Annotated in this window: 15 protein-coding genes and 1 tRNA gene; 4 read left to right on the plus strand and 12 right to left on the minus strand. The window is 40.1% G+C overall.

Annotation, left to right across the window (positions count from 1 at the left end):
• Both tnpA and dndC read right to left on the minus strand, forming a co-directional pair.
• Window positions 1–385 (minus strand): IS200/IS605 family transposase (gene tnpA, locus VB654_RS06740; RefSeq protein ID WP_323212843.1); only part of this gene is annotated, 385 nt, incomplete at its 3' end.
• Between the two features lie 159 nt (window positions 386–544).
• On the minus strand, window positions 545–2,143 hold the full coding sequence (gene dndC / locus VB654_RS06745) for a DNA phosphorothioation system sulfurtransferase DndC (RefSeq protein ID WP_323212845.1): 1,599 nt from the start codon (window positions 2,141–2,143) through the stop codon (window positions 545–547).
• A gap of 183 nt (window positions 2,144–2,326) precedes the next feature.
• Between dndC and VB654_RS06750 the strand changes: the two genes are divergently transcribed.
• Together VB654_RS06750 and VB654_RS06755 are read left to right on the plus strand one after the other, a co-directional pair.
• Window positions 2,327–3,925 carry a DGQHR domain-containing protein gene (locus VB654_RS06750; protein WP_323212846.1) on the plus strand — a complete coding sequence of 533 codons (1,599 nt, stop codon included), beginning with the start codon at window positions 2,327–2,329 and terminating at the stop codon, window positions 3,923–3,925.
• 20 nt (window positions 3,926–3,945) lie between these two features.
• Window positions 3,946–5,217, plus strand: a complete 1,272-nt coding sequence (locus VB654_RS06755; protein WP_323212847.1) for a DNA sulfur modification protein DndB — start codon at window positions 3,946–3,948, stop codon at window positions 5,215–5,217.
• A gap of 23 nt (window positions 5,218–5,240) precedes the next feature.
• Here VB654_RS06755 and VB654_RS06760 read toward each other — a convergent pair whose 3' ends face one another.
• The 8 genes from VB654_RS06760 to argF all read right to left on the minus strand — a co-directional run bounded on the left by VB654_RS06760 (window position 5,241) and on the right by argF (window position 14,232).
• On the minus strand, window positions 5,241–5,714 hold the full coding sequence (locus VB654_RS06760; RefSeq protein WP_323212849.1) for a DNA phosphorothioation-associated protein 4: 474 nt from the start codon (window positions 5,712–5,714) through the stop codon (window positions 5,241–5,243).
• Window positions 5,715–5,772: 58 nt separating this feature from the next.
• On the minus strand, window positions 5,773–6,372 hold the full coding sequence (locus VB654_RS06765) for a Uma2 family endonuclease (RefSeq protein ID WP_323212850.1): 600 nt from the start codon (window positions 6,370–6,372) through the stop codon (window positions 5,773–5,775).
• Window positions 6,373–6,440: 68 nt separating this feature from the next.
• On the minus strand, window positions 6,441–8,336 hold the full coding sequence (locus VB654_RS06770) for a DUF3370 family protein (RefSeq protein ID WP_323212851.1): 1,896 nt from the start codon (window positions 8,334–8,336) through the stop codon (window positions 6,441–6,443).
• A 73-nt stretch (window positions 8,337–8,409) separates the two neighbouring features.
• Window positions 8,410–10,482: an AAA family ATPase gene (locus VB654_RS06775; protein WP_323212852.1), complete on the minus strand. Its 2,073-nt coding sequence runs from the start codon at window positions 10,480–10,482 to the stop codon at window positions 8,410–8,412.
• Complete coding sequence (locus VB654_RS06780) at window positions 10,479–10,652, minus strand: hypothetical protein (RefSeq protein ID WP_323212854.1); 174 nt, start codon at window positions 10,650–10,652, stop codon at window positions 10,479–10,481. The genes VB654_RS06775 and VB654_RS06780 overlap by 4 nt, the downstream gene beginning before the upstream one ends.
• Before the next feature lie 355 nt (window positions 10,653–11,007).
• A complete protein-coding gene (locus VB654_RS06785; protein ID WP_323212855.1) occupies window positions 11,008–12,483 on the minus strand; it encodes a DNA phosphorothioation system restriction enzyme in 1,476 nt (491 codons plus the stop codon).
• Window positions 12,484–12,577: 94 nt separating this feature from the next.
• The gene (gene lexA / locus VB654_RS06790) at window positions 12,578–13,180 is read right to left on the minus strand and encodes a transcriptional repressor LexA (protein ID WP_323212857.1); all 603 of its coding nucleotides are present in this window, start codon (window positions 13,178–13,180) and stop codon (window positions 12,578–12,580) included.
• Window positions 13,181–13,311: 131 nt separating this feature from the next.
• Complete coding sequence (argF, locus tag VB654_RS06795; protein ID WP_323212904.1) at window positions 13,312–14,232, minus strand: ornithine carbamoyltransferase; 921 nt, start codon at window positions 14,230–14,232, stop codon at window positions 13,312–13,314.
• Between the two features lie 261 nt (window positions 14,233–14,493).
• Here argF and VB654_RS06800 point away from each other — a divergent pair.
• Together VB654_RS06800 and VB654_RS06805 are read left to right on the plus strand one after the other, a co-directional pair.
• Window positions 14,494–14,565 (plus strand) — tRNA-Thr (locus VB654_RS06800).
• A gap of 626 nt (window positions 14,566–15,191) precedes the next feature.
• The gene (locus VB654_RS06805) at window positions 15,192–16,481 is read left to right on the plus strand and encodes an MFS transporter (RefSeq protein ID WP_323212858.1); all 1,290 of its coding nucleotides are present in this window, start codon (window positions 15,192–15,194) and stop codon (window positions 16,479–16,481) included.
• Between the two features lie 34 nt (window positions 16,482–16,515).
• Here the strand turns inward: VB654_RS06805 and VB654_RS06810 are convergent, their stop codons facing one another.
• Together VB654_RS06810 and acs are read right to left on the minus strand one after the other, a co-directional pair.
• Window positions 16,516–17,175, minus strand: coding sequence for a tetratricopeptide repeat protein (locus VB654_RS06810; protein ID WP_323212859.1), 660 nt, complete (start codon window positions 17,173–17,175; stop codon window positions 16,516–16,518).
• 96 nt (window positions 17,176–17,271) lie between these two features.
• Window positions 17,272–18,718: acetate--CoA ligase (gene acs, locus VB654_RS06815; protein ID WP_323212860.1), on the minus strand; the 1,447-nt coding region annotated here is incomplete at its 5' end.

The raw sequence follows: 18,718 nt of genomic DNA on the forward strand, positions 1-18,718 counted from the left end.
CGGTAAGTTCCCATAAAGGAATTATTGATTTTTGACTATGGTGTATGCCTTGGTTTCTAATATAGTTAGCTACGTTGTCAATAGCATCATGACTAACTGTAAATGCTCCATAACTACCTTGCCATTTAAAAAATTCATCTGGCTTAACTTCATGAGTAATAAAATGAGAAGAACTACCTTTAATTTGTTTAATCACTTCAGATACACTAACAGTTGCTGGAAAACCTGTTAAAAGATGAACATGATCTTCAACACCACCGATGGCAATAACCGTACATTTTAATCGTTCACATTCTCGAACAATTGCCGCATAAACTAATTGTTGAACATCAGGTGTAATTAACGGTAATCTATCCCATGTAGCCCAAACATAATGTAAATACAATTGCGTAAAATTTGCTCTCATTTCTCCCTAACCCGCGTAGGCGGGTATTTGGTAATAAATACTGTTTATTTCCTGTTTATTTCTCTTTAACCCGCGCAGGCGGGTTTCGTTTGTGTAGCCGCGAATTCCATTCGCCCGGTATTTTATGGTAAATACTCCTTAACTCTTTTTAAACTTCATACTTCCCCAAGTTGGTGGTTTATCCCTTGCGTCGTCGCTTTCATCCACAGCGTCGCCCAAAGTCAACTGCTTGACCTTTTTCACATCCCCTTGGTCAACGGCTGTTTTTAAATCACGTTTCAAATGAGCATTTTTAATCGCTTCTTCTGGCGAATGGGAACTGGTAACAAAACATTTCTCTAAACTGTCATATATTCCCACCCGACGACCTTTTTTTCTGTACTGGCGTTCTGTGTCTAACAGCTTAGACATCAGTTCTAAGTGCATAGCATCATCGCCACAAATTTCTTCTAGTACTTCCCATTCATCGCTACCCAGTAGACTATAGCCAGCACCAGGACGGGGATCTTTGAAAACTTCACCAGTCACTTCTTGATAAATCCGGGGTAAACTATCATCAAATTCGTGTCTTTCTTCTAACCAGATACGGCGAATTTCGCTCAGTTCCTCTAGAGTTATGAGAGTAATATCGCGCATATTTTCTGGTGCTGTAAGCCGTAATTCTTTTTCAATTGTCAACAACTTTCTTAACCAATCTTCACGCGCTTCTTTAATAAAGGGGCCAGGAATCGGTTCAACTGAGACTTCACCATCTAAGTTACGTTCGTACAGTTGGACATCTCCATTTCTCCGTCTAAAATCTCGGCGCTTGCGGTTCTCTTCTACATCCAATTGTTTGCGAAAATCTAGTAAAGGTTGCATCCACTCTTTGTCTTCATCATTTTGAATCATCGCAGCGAGGGATTTATCTTCACTAACTAATGTACAAACCCAACAACCAAAACGCGATCCTCCACAACTGGGAGTAGTGGTATCAACTACTAAAGGACATTCATTATCAGCAGACGCACCTCTATAGATGTTGAATAAATCTTTATTGCTGTAATTCCAAGGGTTGTCCCATTGCATTAAATAAATCCAAACCTCATCATTGTCCCAATCTTCAATGGGGCTATAAACCAGAGAGTTAGGTAAATTCATATTAGGACTGAGGTGATCCCGTACCCGATGAACTTCCAGTTTTTTCATTCTGTTAGCCCGTTTTGTACTTTCAGCTTTGCGAGTACCTAATACCACAATGGCTTCACCACTGCTGCGGATCACATCACGAATAAAGCGATTAGAAGGATTAATTTTCAGCCGTTCTGTACACCAGCGAAATTTTCCTTTGGGTGCTGGATAACCTTTTCCAATTAAACCCACCCAAAATGTTTCTTTCGCCTCTGGTTGTAATAGATGCGGTTCAAATGGTAATTCTTGGGCTTTAGCCTCAGATTCCATCTGTTTAAGAGAATTACGTACCCATGCAGCAACTATGGGATTTTCTACCAGGGTATCAGTAGTGATAACATATATTGTCTTCTTTCTTCGCTCAGGAGGAAGTGCGGCGATCGCATTCCAAACCAGCTGTAAAGTTGCTGTACTGTCCTTACCACCTGAATAACCAATCACCCAGGGTATCTCGTCTAAACAATACAATTCTTGAATTTCAGTCGTTAGCGCTTGGATATCATCCACTAAATCTGCTACAGTACGCTTTTGCTGACCTTTTTTTTGTGGTTGTTGTGTTGTAGTCATAATCTCTCTATATTTTTAAATATGGGTGTGACTTCATTTTTACTATCCCAGTGAATAGAATTAGCTGGTATACAGGCAAAATTTATCTAGGTGGGTGCAAAAATTTTTTAAAAACCTTACTACTCTTACTCAATTTTTAGACAATTAGACTATCCTAACATTATTTAGTTTTTAAAAATTAATATGAAGAAAAATGTATCTGATCAAACTGCTGATATCGCTCAAGAGTATCTGGAAAGAGAAAACAAGGATAAACAGGTACTAGCCTTACTGCTAGAGAAGTTCCTGGCGAAGAAAGACCAGCTTTTAGTCCAAAAAACCGAGATGGGCGGTACTGAGGCTTTTGTTGGTTCTGTTACCTTGGAATGGTTGGCTGGTCGTGTTCATTTCGCCTCTGGTTTACCCTTGCTTGAGAAAAAGTACAATCCAGAAACTGGTAACATCGAGATTGACGCAGATAGCATTGATGAAATTCAGCAACGTCCCATTGACTGGACACGTCAAGCACCCCTAGTACAGTATTTAGCAGCGCGGAAAAATCACAAATTCCCACCTGTATTGGTAGTAATTAATCAACCGTGGGTAGATAACCCCAAAGCAGCTGAGTGGAATAGTCAGGGAATAGCCTTAAAATCTACGACTGATTTCACCCCTTTAGATAAAGATGGTAAAGTTGGTCTGCTGAATATTTCTGAAGATAATGTGACAATTTATGCTTTAGATGGTCAACACCGACTTATGAGTGTACAAGGGTTGATGGAGTTAATCAAAACTCGCAAATTGCAGCGCTATAAAAAAGATAAAACTGCTGACGATAACTTTATCACCTTAGATGATTTGAGAGATAAGTACCAAGTAGACCTTGATTACTTGCAAACCTTACCCAAAGAAAAAATTGGGATTGAATTTATTTGTGCGGTTGCTGCTGGGGAAACTCGCACGGAAGCGAGGCGAAGGGTGAGGTCTATCTTTGTTCATGTTAACTTAATGGCTGCACCATTGACTAAAGGTCAGTTAGCACAGCTAAATGAGGATGATGGGTTTTCCATTGTGGCGAGAAAAATTGCAGTTACTCATCCGCTTTTGGAACAACAACAAGACCGCAATCCTCGTGTTAATTGGAATAGTGGAACAGTGGCATCTAATTCTACTGTTTTAACCACATTGCAAGCTCTCCATGATATGTGTGAGCGATATTTGGGGCAAAAATTCCCTCATTGGAAACCTTTGGAAAAAGGCTTAATTCCCATGCGTCCAGAGGATGAAGAACTTGAGGAAGGAATTGCGGAATTTAGCAATTTATTTGATAATTTAGCCAGCCTTCCCAGTTATAAGCTGTTGGATGAAGAAGACACGCCAGCTTTGCGACGTTTTAGTTTTGAAAAGGATGGGGGGGAAGGAAATCTGCTTTTCCGTCCTGTTGCTCAAGTGGCTTTAGCGCAAGCTTTGGGAATCTTGGTTTTTCAAAAAGGTTTTACACTAGCAAATGTCTTTAAGAAGTTGCGGAAATTCGACCAGCAAGGCGGTTTGAGTGGTATGGAGTACCCCCAGTCTTTATGGTATGGCGTTTTGTATGATTCCAATAAAAAGCGGGTGCAGGTTTCTGGAAGGGAATTAGCAGCCAAGTTACTAATTTATATTCTGGGTGGAGTTCAGGATCAAATGGAACGTGCTGAACTGCGGAAGGCTTTGGCTGATGCGAGAACTGTAGAAAATAAAACCATTGGTTTTGATGGTAATTTTGTTGAACCCAAGCAAGTAGGACTTCCACCAATCTTATAATTTACACAGTTAGCTAGGCTTTGTTTTGTGGTTATTACGGTGCTATAAGTATAATAAAAGCATATAGCTTAATCTACCACTTTACAGGTATTAGTATGACTGAAATAAGCCAGGATAGTAACAATCATATTTCGCCAGAAGTTCAAGCTCAATTTAGGAGTTTTATTGAGCCATTCTTTTCACAATATCACCGTGATCGGTGCTATCTTGGGCTGATTTTTAAACAGGGGAAGCGGGATATGTTGCAAATCAATGTCCCTGCGAGTGATTTTTCTGGTCTTCTCCAAGCTAAACCATCCACTGGTAATGACCCTGACTCTGGAAAAAACCGCCCAGAAGTCAAAGGTCACGCTGATGAAATTAAAAAATATATTGTTGAGCGTTCTCGAAAAGAAAAAAAATGGATTGTCGGAACGTTGACTGCTAACGTCAACCCAGAAGAAATAACAATTATTGAATTGGGTCGAGGAATGTGTGTGGTTGTCATTCCTCGTAAAGTCAAGTTAGACATAACTGATGGACAACATCGTAAACGTGCAATTCACGAATTGATAGAAAGTGCTGATAGCGACTTAATCAGTGATGATGACTTTGCAATTACTTTGGTTTTAGAGGGTGACTTTCAGCAATGTCAGGCTGATTTCCGCGATATGGCTCAAACAAGACAACTAGATAAATCATTGTTATTATCATTTGGTGAATTCTCTGGTCGAGTGGGAATTACAAAAGAATTGATTAAAAGAGTCCCAATGTTTCAGGGTAAGACAGAGAAAATTAAATCAAGTCCTTCAACTAAACAGAGGCTGATTTATACAACTAATTTTATCGCTAGGTTTGTAAGTTGTGTTTTTACTAATGATCCCAGTAATCAGCTTAGAGAGTTTGATGTTTATGAAGAATCTGATGCTTTGGTTATTTGTCTAAATCAATTTTTCTCGGAATGCAGCAATACTGAATATATTTCTGATACAAGTGTTGATGACTTAACAGAAAATGAAGTAGCTGCATTTAAAGAAGACTGTATTTTAGGTGTAAGTGTTGGGTTAGAGGTTTTAGGGCGTTTACTACACTGTACATACGCTCCAGAAAGCCAATATTTTAATCAAGAAAAAATATCACAACTAGCAGAGATAGATTGGTCAAGGGAAAACCCACTTTGGCAGGATAATGTAGTTAGAATAGATCCTAATCCTAAAAATCCAGATAAGCCTTATAAACTATCTACGACTGCAACTGCTGTAACGGATGCAGTCAGAAAGGTAAAAATCCAATTGGGATGGATATATAATTAATTGAATTTGAGTATCATCTACAATCAAGAAAGGAATTTTGTTAAATCAAATTCCTCTTCTTGTTCATCATGGCTAGTTCTTTCATAACTTAAAAATAATAAAATTCGCTCCGAATAATCTACTGCTCCATGCAATTCCTTTTGTAATATTTCCAGTCCGCCATTAGCATATTCCTCAAACGTCTGATTACGTTGTCTTTCATATTCTTCCTCATGGGGAGATAATATTTTAATATCTTGAGTTTCCGCAACTCCCAATAATTTAATTACTACATCATTTCCCACCGAGGCGAAATATTCTAACCTTATGGGCGAAGGTTCTCGTTTAGAAATTTCTCCTAAAGTTACTCGCTTTTTATGCTTTGCACCCAAAGCTGCTGCAAACACAATCACATCAGCAAAAGTTTGGAAAGGTCCCGTTCCCCCATCTGAAGTTGTTAAATCCTTAACTAATTGAGCCTTATCTTTAGCAACCCTGATTCTACCAGTTTCCGCCATGATAATGATATCTATATTGTGACTATTTTAACCGAATATTAGAAGCGATCGCTTATTCCTATTTCCTCTCTGTGTCCTCTGCGCCTCTGTGGTTCGTCAACTCCACATCCTCATAAACCAGAGAGAGAGGAAAGCGAAAATCAACACTACTTAAATGAACCTCATCCCCCTCAGCGTAAGGATGTAACTCCCATAAACCCCTGTCATTCAATCGAAAACAATCCAAACTCATTTTTTGAGCATCAATTAGCACATACTCTTGTAAAGTTGATATCCGGCGATACTGCGTAAACTTACCCCCTCTATCGTAAGCTTCCGTACCAGGAGAAAGAACCTCAACAATCAGACAAGGATACTGAATAAACTTAATAGCTTTTTTATCCCTGGGATGACAACTGACAACAACATCTGGATAGTGAAATGGACCATTTTGCGATACACCTACTTTTGCATCTGCAATATTTACACGACATCCTCCCCCGCGTAAGTGTCCTTTTAACGCCGAAGCCAAGTTGAAAGCTATATCATTATGAGGAATAGTCCCCCCAGTCATGGCGAAAACTTCACCATTGATATATTCATGCTTAACCTCCTGCGTCTCCTCCCATTCCAAATACTCCTGGGGAGACATATAACCTCCTTCTCGACTCGCAATCATAACCCTACCTCAAAAACAACCACCCATCTTAACTTTACCTCTTCTCTCCGCGCCTCTGCGTGAGAAATTCACCCCTGTGTCCTCACAGTCAAAACCTGCGGTGGAGTAGCATCAGGAGGATACAAAAAATCCACCTCAACTTGTCGCCTCTCTCCCCCTTGCATTTCCAACCTCAGCAAAGGTTCACCAGTTTGTCCCCGTCGCTGTACCAAATGCACATAGCGAGTTCTTTCCACGCCATTATCATCGGTATAATGCACCCTCACCGTTCCCCGAAAAAATACCTGTTCCACCCGTGGCTGTAAAAACAGTAACCTATCACTTCCCCCTTCATCCTTCACAGGAGTTTGAATAGATACAGTTACAGTCCGGGTTTGGCTGCTAGAATTACGTAAAGGCAAACTGAGATTGTATTCTATCCCATAATTACTGTGAGCATAATAAGCCGTATCTACATAGCGTTTCAACATCGGCGCACTTTGAATTTGCCCAGTACTGAGTGTAACTAAATGTATAGTCGCCAAAGGATAAGAAAACGCCTGTCCTCGCTGCGGTATCGTCAAATCTGGTACATTAGAATTATCTGTAATTTGGGCTTGCCATTGCGTCCCTTGGGAGACACCAGCCACCCGACTAAATACTGTGGGTTCTCTGGGAGGATCGAGAGGCGTAGGAATAGCATCGCGCTTTCCTGCTAAACTGCCAGTATCCAGAAGTCTTTGCCATTGGGCTAAACTAGGCGGAGTATTGCCACTCTGAGATAATTTTGCCATATAAAGGGGGCGATCGCTCTCCAATCTGATCATCGTACTGCGACCACTAGAAGAGGGAGAATGTACAGGAATCGGTAAATTTGCTAATATTTGGCTTTTCCCTGGTTCTATTACCAATCTTTCCGGGAAATTAGCTTGTCTGATACCCCGCAAAACATCATTCATTGTGCGACTACCAGGGCCAGCGTAAACTGTACCTTGGGGATTATCTACCATATCCGGCAAACTGATAAACGGTGATTCTCTGGTAAGATAACTAGCAGCTTGTAATACTTGCAATGTTGCAGGTTCATTTCCAGGATTATGGACAATGATACCTTGGTAAACTGTGCGACTTTGAGATGGTGTTTCTGCCCTGACTATATGATGGGCGAACACATCAAATCTGCCTTGAAAAGAATAATTTAAATGTGCTTCCCGTGTTTGTTTCCCATCTGGGGGAAACGTTGATAGTAAAATGCCATCAGTTGTCACCAATTCGGGGCTATTACTGTTAAAAGTGGGAATAAGATTCAGTTTTCCTGGTAAACGGCGCACCTCTTGGGGATGTACTTCTATTCCCGCAATATATTCTGGGGGGACAGTGTAGATATTTAACGCCCGACACATTAAAGCTGCGACTTCTCCTCTAATAGCACTTTGCAGTGGTTTTAGCTGTTTAATGTCAGGATAATTAACAATAATACTATTAATTGCCCCTTGAGCGATCGCACTTTGGGCATAGTTAGGAATTTGCGCCGCATCATCAAAATACTGTTGTAATATCTGCGCTGGGTTAAGTACAGAGTTATAATTTTTCGCCCCAGCTAAGACACCGATAATTTGCGCCCTGGGAATTGCTTGATTCGGTTGAAAAATTTGCCCTGGATAACCAGCAAAAAACCCCTTTTTATAAGCCCTTGCAATAGCTTGATTTGCCCAATGATTAGGAGGTACATCTTTAAATATAATAGCTGGACGCTTTATTGGTGCATCGGGGAAAGCATTTAACATTAATACAGCTGCTTCCGCGCGGGTGACGGTTGCATTGGGGCGAAAACTTCCATCGGGGTAGCCTGTAATTAATTTGCGTTCTCCTAATTGTTGAAGACAATCTTTTCCCCAGTGATTTTGGGTGTCAGAAAAGGCGAGAGTGCGGGTGTGGCATAAGGTTAGAAGAAAAGTGAGTATTGCTAGGGTATATTTATTCATGATTGTCTCACGCAGAGGCGCAAAGGCGCAAAGAAGATAGAACAAGTATTAATTACGAATTACGAATTACGAATTACGAATTACGAATTACTTCTATGATTTCGGTATATTCAAATTCGTTGGGACTTTGCTTGACTAAGGCGTATCTTTGTCCTGCTAATTGGATATAATTTTGTTCACAATCTGGTTTTGAGGAATAATAGGTAAGTACATATTCTCTACCTATTCTTTCTGTCATTTCTTCTTCTACTTCACCTCGCCATTGAGTTTTACTGGCTAAGACAATTAATTGATTAGCTAACTTGGGAATTGTTCCGGATATATGTCGTCGTGACATTTCATCTAAGCTACCAAAGGGGGAATCCATGACAATAGGAAATGTGCTACTGTCAGGAAGCATCATCATTTTACGCTTTTGACTCCAGTCTCTCACTTTATCGATGATGCTGGCAATAAAGGATAAGCTGAGAATTTGATTTTCTCCGGTGGAAGCTGCAACTGGTGCTTCTATTCCCGCCGTATGTTCTACTAAAGTTAATTCATATTTTTCGCTAATTTTGGGAATATATGGTTTGACTGAAAGCTGGTTAAATATTTCTTGGACTCGTTTTTCTAGTTGCAGACGAAATTGTTTTTCTTGCCGATTTTTAACTTCTGTCAATCTTTCAATTGCATCTTGTGTAGCATTAATGCGGCGCTGTGCTAAAATTTGTCTTTCTTCATTCAGTTTCTGCTTGGATATTTGTTTACCTAACGCATCAATTTCTGTTTTTAATTGGATGAGTTTTTGTTGGTTTGCACCTTGTTCTCGATTTAATTCATCAATTTTGCTGGAAATTTCATCTAAGCGTTTTTGTAAGCTGCTAATTTCTTCATTTGCGTCTTTTCGCAGTTTGTCTTGAAGGTTATCTAATTCACTCTCAACTTGAGATATGGTTTCTCTTAACTGTTCAATTCTGGCTTTTTCTCTATCAACTTCTTCCCAAAAAGCCGCAGCTTGTTTATCAATTTCATCTACTTGGACACCCATACGAATAGCGGTTTCTTCTACGGCGGAAGAACCAGCTTTATCTAGCCAAGTTCGGACATTTTCATGATTATTAGTACCTGCACTTAAGTCTGCACCACAAATACAACGCTGAGTTTTTAATAATTCATTGACAAATTCTCGCGAAATTCCAGAGGTTAACTCACCTCGCTGTTTTAAGTCATCAATGATTTTCCGAAATTGTGATGTCGTCTCCCCCAATAACACTGTATAACCCCGTGCGGAAATAATTTTCTTCAGGGCTTCTTTATTTTTTTTGAATGCTTCTTGGTTTTCGGCTTTCTGCAATTCTAAAGTTTGCCACCTATCTTCTATTTCTTTGGCTTTAACAAGTTCTAATAAACGGTTGCTTGTCTCTTTTTTAAAGGTTTGCTGATATTCTAACTCTTGTTTAATTTCTGTTTGACGGTTGGTGAGGCGTTCACTTTCTTGTTCTATCTTCTCTTGGTCTTTTAACAGTTTCTTAGTTTCGGCATTACCAATGGCTTTCAACTCATTCTCTAAAGTTTTTTTCGCTTCTCCTAAATGTCGGATAGAACGGTTAATTACTTCTACACCTAAAAAAATCTTAGTCGCTTCCGCAATTTCAGCTTTTTTATCAGAACGCACGATTTCTTCTATGCGTTCACCGTCAAAGAAAAAATATTGATGTAAACTTGCTGGTAAAATCTGATTAATAATATCGTCTGGTTGTTGTTGTGGTATGTACCAGCTACCATCGTCTTCACCTACCCACATCCTTAACTCTGTTTTACTAGCTTCAAAGTCGCTGTCATTTTTATAAACCCGACAGGAACGTTTGACTTTGTAGCGTTTCCCTTCATGTTCCCAGCCAACTTCTACCCAACATTCTACGGGTTGAACTTTTTGAGATTCAGCTATGGAACGTTTATTAACTAGCTGTTCTGCGGAGGCGAAAGCGGCACTAAATTTTTCATATAATACCCAAGTGAAGGCATTGAGTAAACTGGTTTTTCCAGAACCGTTATTACCATGAATAATTGTGGTGTTCAGGGTATCTCCCACGGCGAGAATGATTTCTGGGGTTGTGCCATAAAAAGAGCGAAAGTTGCACAGCTTAATTGAAGTTAGCTTCATTGCACTTCTTCCTTGACAATATCTAATATCTCTTCGTTAATATGGCTATTGATTTTTTTATCTAGTCTGCCTTTTTCCAATTTCCAAACTCGCTCAATAATCTGTCGCACTTCTGGCGACGCACTAGAAATTGGTTCCTGCACATCGTCAATATTTGTCTCTGGGAGCATTTGGCGGCTTCTAAATAGGTTTTCTTTATATTTTAGCTGCTAGAAGTCCTGCTTTGACTCTTCTGTTCATCTTTAACTCTGTGATAGTGGGAATTTTTGCAATTTATTGGGCAAAAAAGAATGCTTGATTTTGTATATTGGTTGTGGTAGAGTAAGATAGATTTACATTATAATTGGATGTAAGCTAAATTTTTAGAGCAAGCAACATCCCATTATGATCAATTTCAATATTATTGTCCCACACTTTCTGCTATTTACTACAAATTTAAAAAAATTTTTTGTGAAAGAGGAACGAACCGCAGAGGCGCAGAGAACACAGAGTTATGAGAGTTGGAGTTTTTTTGCAAGTCCTGAATTAAATATCTAATAATCCGTAACGTTTTTGTAAGTTTAGTAGTTTCATTCTAGCTTCGCCGGCGTTATCGGCTAGGTCGGCAAATTCAACGAAGCGGCGGAGTTCTTTTTTTAAGAGGTTGCGTTCTATTTCTATGGTTTCTCGGTCTAGGTCTGGTGGTAAAACTACCATATCGAATATGGTGGCGCGTTCTTTACCAATGTGAGGACGTAATACTCTCCCCCGGCGCTGTATGAATTGGCGCGGGTTTCCAGAACTTGATAATATTACGGCTGTTTGAATTGCTGGTATATCAACGCCTTCGTCTAAACAGCGTATTGCTACTAAACCTTGTAATTCTCCACTTTCAAATTGACGGCGTAAGGTTTCCCGTTCTTTGAGGGAAGTGTGGGCGGTGTATGTGCTGACTCTATATCCTAAGTCTACACCGAGAATTTTGGCAACGGCTTTGAGTTGACGCAAGGATGAACGTTGTCCGGTTTCTTGGGAACCATCGCTACAATAAAATAGTGTGTGGGTGCTTTCTCTCCGAGTCGTCATTAATTCTTGCAAAGCGATTAGTTTATTTTCTGCTGTGCCAATTAATCTGGCGCGTTGCATTAATAATGGTTTTAAGTCTTCGTTGTCTTCAAAGTTTCCCCCTTGGCTATTTTCTCGTTCTCTATATAATAGCGATCGCCCAATCTTTTTTGTTAACTTTAAATAAGCTATACTTTCCGCTTCTGTCAGTTCTACGAGTATGGGATAATACAAATAATGTACCAACGCCCCTTGAGCGATCGCGTCCTTTAAGTTAAACTCTGGTTGTAGCACTGAACCAAAGTAATCAAATAACGATTGCGTGCCATAGTCATCAAAATACCTTTCTGGTGTCGCCGATAAAGCCAGTCGTAACCCCACCCGACGCGGTAAATTTTCTTCTAACTTCGGTGCGCCTAAATTATGCGCCTCATCACCAATAATTAAAGTTTTGGGGGGAAAATACTTTAGTTGAGACTGAAAACCATCACCAATTAATGTCGAGTTGGTAGTAATTACTGTGACAAAGTTTTGCGAACCGGAACGCAGATTATAAAGTTGGGTAGATAGTTGACTCTGCCAAGTGCGTAAATTCTCAAAAGCTAAAATAGGCTGTAAATTAAACTTCTCACATTCTCGCGCCCATTGGATGACAAGATGACGATAAGGACACACCACTAATAACACTTGTAAATTAATTTGCTGGTATAATTCACAAGCGATCGCTAGAGCTGTAATAGTCTTACCACTACCAGTAGCCATTTTCAGCGTCCCTCTGCCATTGTTAGCAAACCAGCTAGTAATAGCCTGTCGCTGATATGGACGTAATTGCAGAGATACAGGCAAAATTGGACAACCTGGTAATGGCTGACGAGTTTGATAACTCCCCTGACGTTCCCTCACAAATGGAACTTTCAGCCTAAAAGTAGATTTTTCCTGCACTAAATAATTAGTCATTGGTCATTAGTAATTAGTCATTAGTCATTGGGAAGTTACCGTCTTCCTCTACACCCCCACTTTTTTCCCCGGACTCCCCATTCCCCACTCCCATTTAATAACCGCGCCAAACTCCCACCAGAGAACCCTGCACCTGCACTTGTGTAGCGAGTACCTCAATGGGTTTATATTTAGAATTCGCAGGCTTGAGAGTCACGCGATCGCCTTGGCGATAAAAACGTTTTAAAGTAGTACCATAGCCATCCACTCTCGCAGCGACGATAGTACCATTTTTTAACTGATCTGGTTCTAACACTGGATGCAGAAATACCAAATCGCCATCAGCAATTAAATCTTCAATCATGCTATCGCCAGCTACCCTTAAGCCATAGCTTTGGGGAGGTAAAGAAATATTAGAAAAGTCTAAATGGTCTATAGCATCTGTAAAAGGTTCAATTAAACCACCAGCCGCAATTGTGCCTAAAATGGGAATACCTTGTTTAACATGATGCAAAATCCGAATCGTTCTCGCCTTACCTTCATTCCAGTCTATATAACCTTTAGTACGTAAATGCTCTAAACGACTTTGAATCGGTGCAGGTGATTTCAGCTTCATTGCTTCCATCATTTGCCGAATGGAAGGAGAATACTGATGAGTTTTGATATATTCTACCAACCAATCGTATAATTCTTGTTGAGCTTCTGTGAGACGTTCCATAAATTTATTGGGAATTAAATACAAATGTCTTTAGAACATTAGTACTACAAAAAATCCCAGATAACAAGATAAAAGTAAAAATATGAAAGGCAAAAGCAAGACAAATCTCTTTACTTCTGCCCGATAAATTTTTACTCTGCGCCTAAAACACTGGCCAGTAAAGCTTTTTGGGCGTGTAAACGATTTTCGGCTTGATCCCAAACTCGTGACTGAGAACCTTCTAAAACTACTTCGGTAATTTCTTCACCACGATGGGCTGGTAAGCAGTGTAAAACAATTGCCTCTGGGTCTGCAAGACTTAGTAACTCTTCGGAAATTTGGTAAGGCTGGAAAATTGGCAAGCGATTATCAGCTTCAGTTTCTTGCCCCATACTAGCCCAAACATCACTATAAAGCACATTAGAACCCTTGACTGCTAATTCTGGGTCATGAGTCAGCATCACTTCAGTTTGATCACCTGCAATCGCTCTTGCTTGTTCTACAATACTCAAATCAGGTTCATATCCTTTAGGGGTAGCAACTCTCACATTCATTCGGGCCAAAGCACAACCCAGCATCAGAGAATTGGCGACATTATTGCCATCACCAACGTAGGTCAAAGTTAAGCCAGAGATATCACCAAAGCATTCTTGAATTGTCAATAAATCAGCTAATATCTGACAAGGATGTTCTAAATCGGTCAGCGCATTAATTACCGGAATTTTGGCATAACTAGCAAAAGTTTCCAAATCTTGCTGTGCAAATGTACGAATTGCCAAAACATCCAAATATCGGTCTAAGACCCGTGCGGTATCCTGTAAAGGTTCGCCACGACTAACTTGAGTGACATTAGGGTTAAGATCAATTACCTGTCCACCCAATTGGTACATTGCTACTGTAAAACTGACTCGTGTGCGAGTTGAAGCTTTAGAGAACAACAAACCCAACACCTTATTGCAATGCAATTTCAACTTTTGTGATTTCAGTTGGGTTGCGAGTTGCAGGAGTTCTTGAAGTTCCTGGGGACTGAAGTCCGCTAGACTTAATAAATCTCGTCCTATCAAAGCTGCCATGCTTCCGATTTGTAAAGAACAATCATCGATTTCTGTTCCTTGACTTAGCTGGGTCAAAAAAAAGTACAGTTTTAAACCAGTACCATATATTTTTGCATCTAGTCCAGTATTTGGATTAATTATTTTTGGCTATGAATATTAATTTACCAAGTTTACTCGGTAACGATATGAATAAAATTTTTTGCCCTTGACTATAGACAACCAGATTATATATGCTAAAATAGGAAGTCGGTTAACGCGTTGAAAGCAGTAACCATACCCGCCAGCATAGCACAGTGGTAGTGCATCCGACTTGTAATCGGAAGGTCGTCGGTTCAAATCCGACTGCTGGCTTTTGACAAATAATTAGTTAATGTACACCAAATTTCTTTGCTTCCGGTAAGTATAAGCTATTTATGCTGTCCTGGAGTGAGAAAGAGCGATCGCTTCGCCATTGCTTTCTCTAGTAGAATTTGACAGGGAAAGTACGCGCATCCTTTAAGTGAACTCTCTTTACCGAGGGCGTATTGGTATAAGCTCGAAAATCATTCCACTGGGAGAAGAATAATTATGGTTACTAAATCAACAGGTTTAAATAACTCAAAATAATACTAACTTAATTCACAAAGCTGACGGTGAGATTAAGAAAGGACAAAAATAAAGAATTTTTATTCAGCCTTCCGACAGTGGAGAAATGAAGTTAAAACATATTATTTTGGAAGTCGCGCCAAATAGATAAATAGGTTGGTGAAGTATTATTCCCTTAGCTGGATTATTTACAGGTGAGCTTATTTTTATTATTCAAATATTAAATAAAAATCTTGTGTAGTTCATTCACAGGTCAATTTTTTCTGGTTTATTGATTCCCTCAATAAAAAATAACGAAATCCAGATAATGCAAAAGGTTTTAAATCAATGAATCAGGCGTTAAAAATCCCAACAGAAAATATTACGTAGTTGATTCAAATAGGAACTATTGCATGGCTAATACAGACGCAAACCCAAAGCAGCCACTATTACCAGCGCTGAGATCAAGAAACTATCGTCTGTTTTTTGCCGGACAAAGCCTTTCCTTGATTGGGTCATGGATGACATATATTGCCACAGTTTGGCTAGTGTATTCTTTAACAAATTCCCCTGTCATGTTGGGAGTTGTGGGATTTTCTAGTCAAATTCCTAGCTTTTTTCTTGCGCCTTTTGGGGGAGTTTTTGTAGATCATTTTTCACGATATCGGACTTTAATTGGGACACAAATATTTTCGATGATTCAGTCCTTAGCCTTAGCAGTTTTGGCGTTAACTGGTATAATTCAAGTATGGCATATCATCGGCTTAAGTTTATTTCAAGGATTAATCAACTCAGTCGATTCACCCGCACGACAAGCATTTGCGCCCGAATTAGTGGAACGTCGAGACGATTTGGCTAATGCGATCGCGATCAATTCAACTATGATTAATGGAGCGCAATTAATTGGCCCAGCCGTGGGCGGTTTACTCATCGCTCGTTTTGGCGCTGCCTATTGTTTCTTAATTGATGGGTTGAGCTATATTGCCGTCATTATGGCATTATTGGCAATGAATATTAAACCCAGGCAAATCGCGCTAACAATCGGGAATCCCTTCCAAAGAATTGCCGAGGGATTTGTTTATGCTTTTAACTTTCCAGCCATTAGAGCTATCTTATTATTATCAGCTTTAGTTAGCTTTATGGGACTGCAATATATAATTCTGTTGACAATTTTAGCAGAAGATATTCTCAAAGGTGGTGCTGAAACATTGGGATTTTTAATGGTAGCTTCAGGAGTGGGAGCTTCATCTGGTGGGATTTATCTAGCTACACGTAGAACCATACTAGAAATAGGCAGATTAATTGCTTTAGCACCAGTGATTTTAGGAATTGCTCTAATTGCCCTTTCCTGCTCTCGGTCGTTACCGTTTTCTTTATTCATCATGCTATTTGTTGGCTTGGGAACAATTCTGCAAGTTGCTGCTAGTAATACATTTCTCCAAACAGTTGTAGAAGATGACAAACGCGGACGCTTGATGAGCTTATACACCATGTCATTTTTAGGAATATTACCTTTAGGACATTTACTCGGTGGCTTCTTAGCAAATCACATTGGCGCACCTCATACATTAACTATTGATGGCATAGTTTGTATTTTAGGGGGTATATTTTTTTTCAGGAAACTCCCAATATTAAAACAAGCAATCAGTGCAGTTTATGAGCAAAAAAGCATTGCATTAATTAAAAGCCACCCCAATAAATAATTAATTGCGGAAATCCATACTTTGGACAAAAACATCATGAAATACTAGGATCATCGGCAGTTTTTATCTGCTGTAAAATCCGTTCAATTTGAAAAACCCTTTCATTTCTATTTTGTGATTTAAAGACAGCTAAGGCTTTTTCTAAAGAAGCTATTCCTTCACTTCGTTGATTATTTTGTAAAAGTGCTACTGCCGAATTAGCCAGAGCATCGCCATAATTAGGATTAATTTCTAAAGCTTTCTGATATGCTGTAATAGCTTCTTCCCAACGATTTTGACTAGCATAAACTAAACCAATTCCGTTGTAAGCCAGAGCATGATTTGAATTGAAGCGAATGGCTTCTCGATAAGCGTTAATAGCCTCCTCTGCTTTATTTTGTCGAAATAAAACATTTCCTAATTCAAAGTGTCCAAAGGCGTATCTAGGGAATTTTTTAATTAATTTGCGTAGGTTTTCTTCTGCACCTGTGAAATCGCCTTGACTGGATAAAGTTTTAGCTTGTTGCATCAGTTGCGATCGCTCTTCTTGTTGTGAACCGCCAAATTGAGCTAGTTTTTCAACTCTACTGTTGACACGTGCGGGTGAATTGACAGAGACTTTTCCAGAATGCGCTAATACTAGTGGTGATAAAGCAATTGTAGTGATCATACTCAGTGTTATGTAGCTCAGAGTAGAAACAAATGCTGATTTCATTGGCTATTTACCTCAATGATGTTCTATAGGTTCAAGATGAGTAGTTACGGGGGATTAGAGGCGATAGAGTGCCGGTGTCCCCAATCCCCAATCCCATTAAGCGCCTTCGCGCAATTTATCTAAAACACTGCGATCTTCTAAAGTGGAAGTATCACCAGATACCTCTTGACCTGATGCGAGATTCCGCAATAAACGCCGCATAATTTTACCAGATCGCGTTTTCGGTAAAGCATCCGTAAAGCGAATTTCTCCCGGACGAGCGATCGCCCCAATTTCTTTAACAACGTGTTGCTTCAGTGTTTTACTCAGTTCCTCACTGGCTTGATATGTCCCTTCTAACGTAATAAAAGCCACAACTTCCTCACCCTTAATTTCATCTGGTTTACCCACTACCGCCGCTTCCGCCACGGCTGGATGAGAAACTAACGCTGATTCCACTTCCATTGTTCCCAAGCGATGTCCTGAAACATTCAAGACATCATCGACACGACCCATTACCCAGAAATAGCCATCTTCATCTTGTCTCGCCCCATCACCAGCAAAGTAGATATAGTTACCATCTTTGGGGGGGATATGTTCCCAATAAGTGCGGCGGAAGCGTTCTGGGTCATTATAAACTGTCCGCATCATTCCCGGCCAGGGATAACGCACTGCTAAATAACCGCCTTCGTTGTTGGGTACGGTGTTACCTTCTAAATCAACAACATCTGCAAGAATACCAGGGAAGGGCAGAGTTGCTGAACCCGGTTTGGTGGGAATGGCTCCAGGTAATGGTGTAATCATAATACCGCCAGTTTCTGTCTGCCACCAAGTATCCACAATGGGACAGCATTCACCACCAATGATTTTGTGATACCACATCCAAGCCTCTGGGTTAATGGGTTCGCCCACTGTTCCTAACAACCGCAAAGAGGATAAATTACGGGTTTTGGGATGGTGTTCACCCATCTTGATAAATGCCCGAATTGCTGTAGGCGCTGTATAAAAGATATTTACCCCATATTTCTCAATTACATCCCAGAAACAGCCAAGATTAGACGCACGGGGCGCACCTTCATACATTAAAGTTGTTGCACCGTTGGAAAGGGGTCCGTAAACTATGTAGCTGTGTCCAGTAATCCAACCAACATCGGCTGTACACCAATATACATCTGTATCTTGCAGGTCAAAGATCCATTTGGTGGTGATATGACTGTATAAGTTATAACCAGCAGTTGTATGTACAACGCCCTTTGGTTTGCCGGTGCTACCAGAAGTGTAGAGAACAAACAGCATATCTTCGCTGTCCATTGGTTCCGCCGGACAATCGGCTGATACACCTTTTTGTAAATCATGCCACCAATGGTCACGCCCTGGTTCCATCTGTGTTTCTTGACAGGTGCGTTTGACTACTAGCACATCTGTAATGGAGGGGACAGCGTGATCTGCTAAGGCTTTATCTACTTCTACTTTCAGAGGAACGATCGCATCTTTACGCCAACCACCATCAGCAGTAATCACTATTTTAGCTTCTGCATCATTGAGGCGATCGCGCAAAGCTTCG

The organism is Nodularia sp. UHCC 0506 (assembly GCF_034931045.1).
Lineage (GTDB): Bacteria > Cyanobacteriota > Cyanobacteriia > Cyanobacteriales > Nostocaceae > Nodularia.

Coding starts and splice junctions, on each gene's coding strand:
- dndC (WP_323212845.1), bottom strand. CDS start 2,143: ATGACTACAACACAACAACCACAAAAAAAAGGTCAGCAAAAGCGTACT.
- VB654_RS06750 (WP_323212846.1), top strand. CDS start 2,327: ATGAAGAAAAATGTATCTGATCAAACTGCTGATATCGCTCAAGAGTAT.
- VB654_RS06760 (WP_323212849.1), bottom strand. CDS start 5,714: ATGGCGGAAACTGGTAGAATCAGGGTTGCTAAAGATAAGGCTCAATTA.
- VB654_RS06765 (WP_323212850.1), bottom strand. CDS start 6,372: ATGATTGCGAGTCGAGAAGGAGGTTATATGTCTCCCCAGGAGTATTTG.
- VB654_RS06770 (WP_323212851.1), bottom strand. CDS start 8,336: ATGAATAAATATACCCTAGCAATACTCACTTTTCTTCTAACCTTATGC.
- VB654_RS06775 (WP_323212852.1), bottom strand. CDS start 10,482: ATGAAGCTAACTTCAATTAAGCTGTGCAACTTTCGCTCTTTTTATGGC.
- VB654_RS06780 (WP_323212854.1), bottom strand. CDS start 10,652: ATGCTCCCAGAGACAAATATTGACGATGTGCAGGAACCAATTTCTAGT.
- VB654_RS06785 (WP_323212855.1), bottom strand. CDS start 12,483: ATGACTAATTATTTAGTGCAGGAAAAATCTACTTTTAGGCTGAAAGTT.
- lexA (WP_323212857.1), bottom strand. CDS start 13,180: ATGGAACGTCTCACAGAAGCTCAACAAGAATTATACGATTGGTTGGTA.
- argF (WP_323212904.1), bottom strand. CDS start 14,232: ATGGCAGCTTTGATAGGACGAGATTTATTAAGTCTAGCGGACTTCAGT.
- VB654_RS06805 (WP_323212858.1), top strand. CDS start 15,192: ATGGCTAATACAGACGCAAACCCAAAGCAGCCACTATTACCAGCGCTG.
- VB654_RS06810 (WP_323212859.1), bottom strand. CDS start 17,175: ATGAAATCAGCATTTGTTTCTACTCTGAGCTACATAACACTGAGTATG.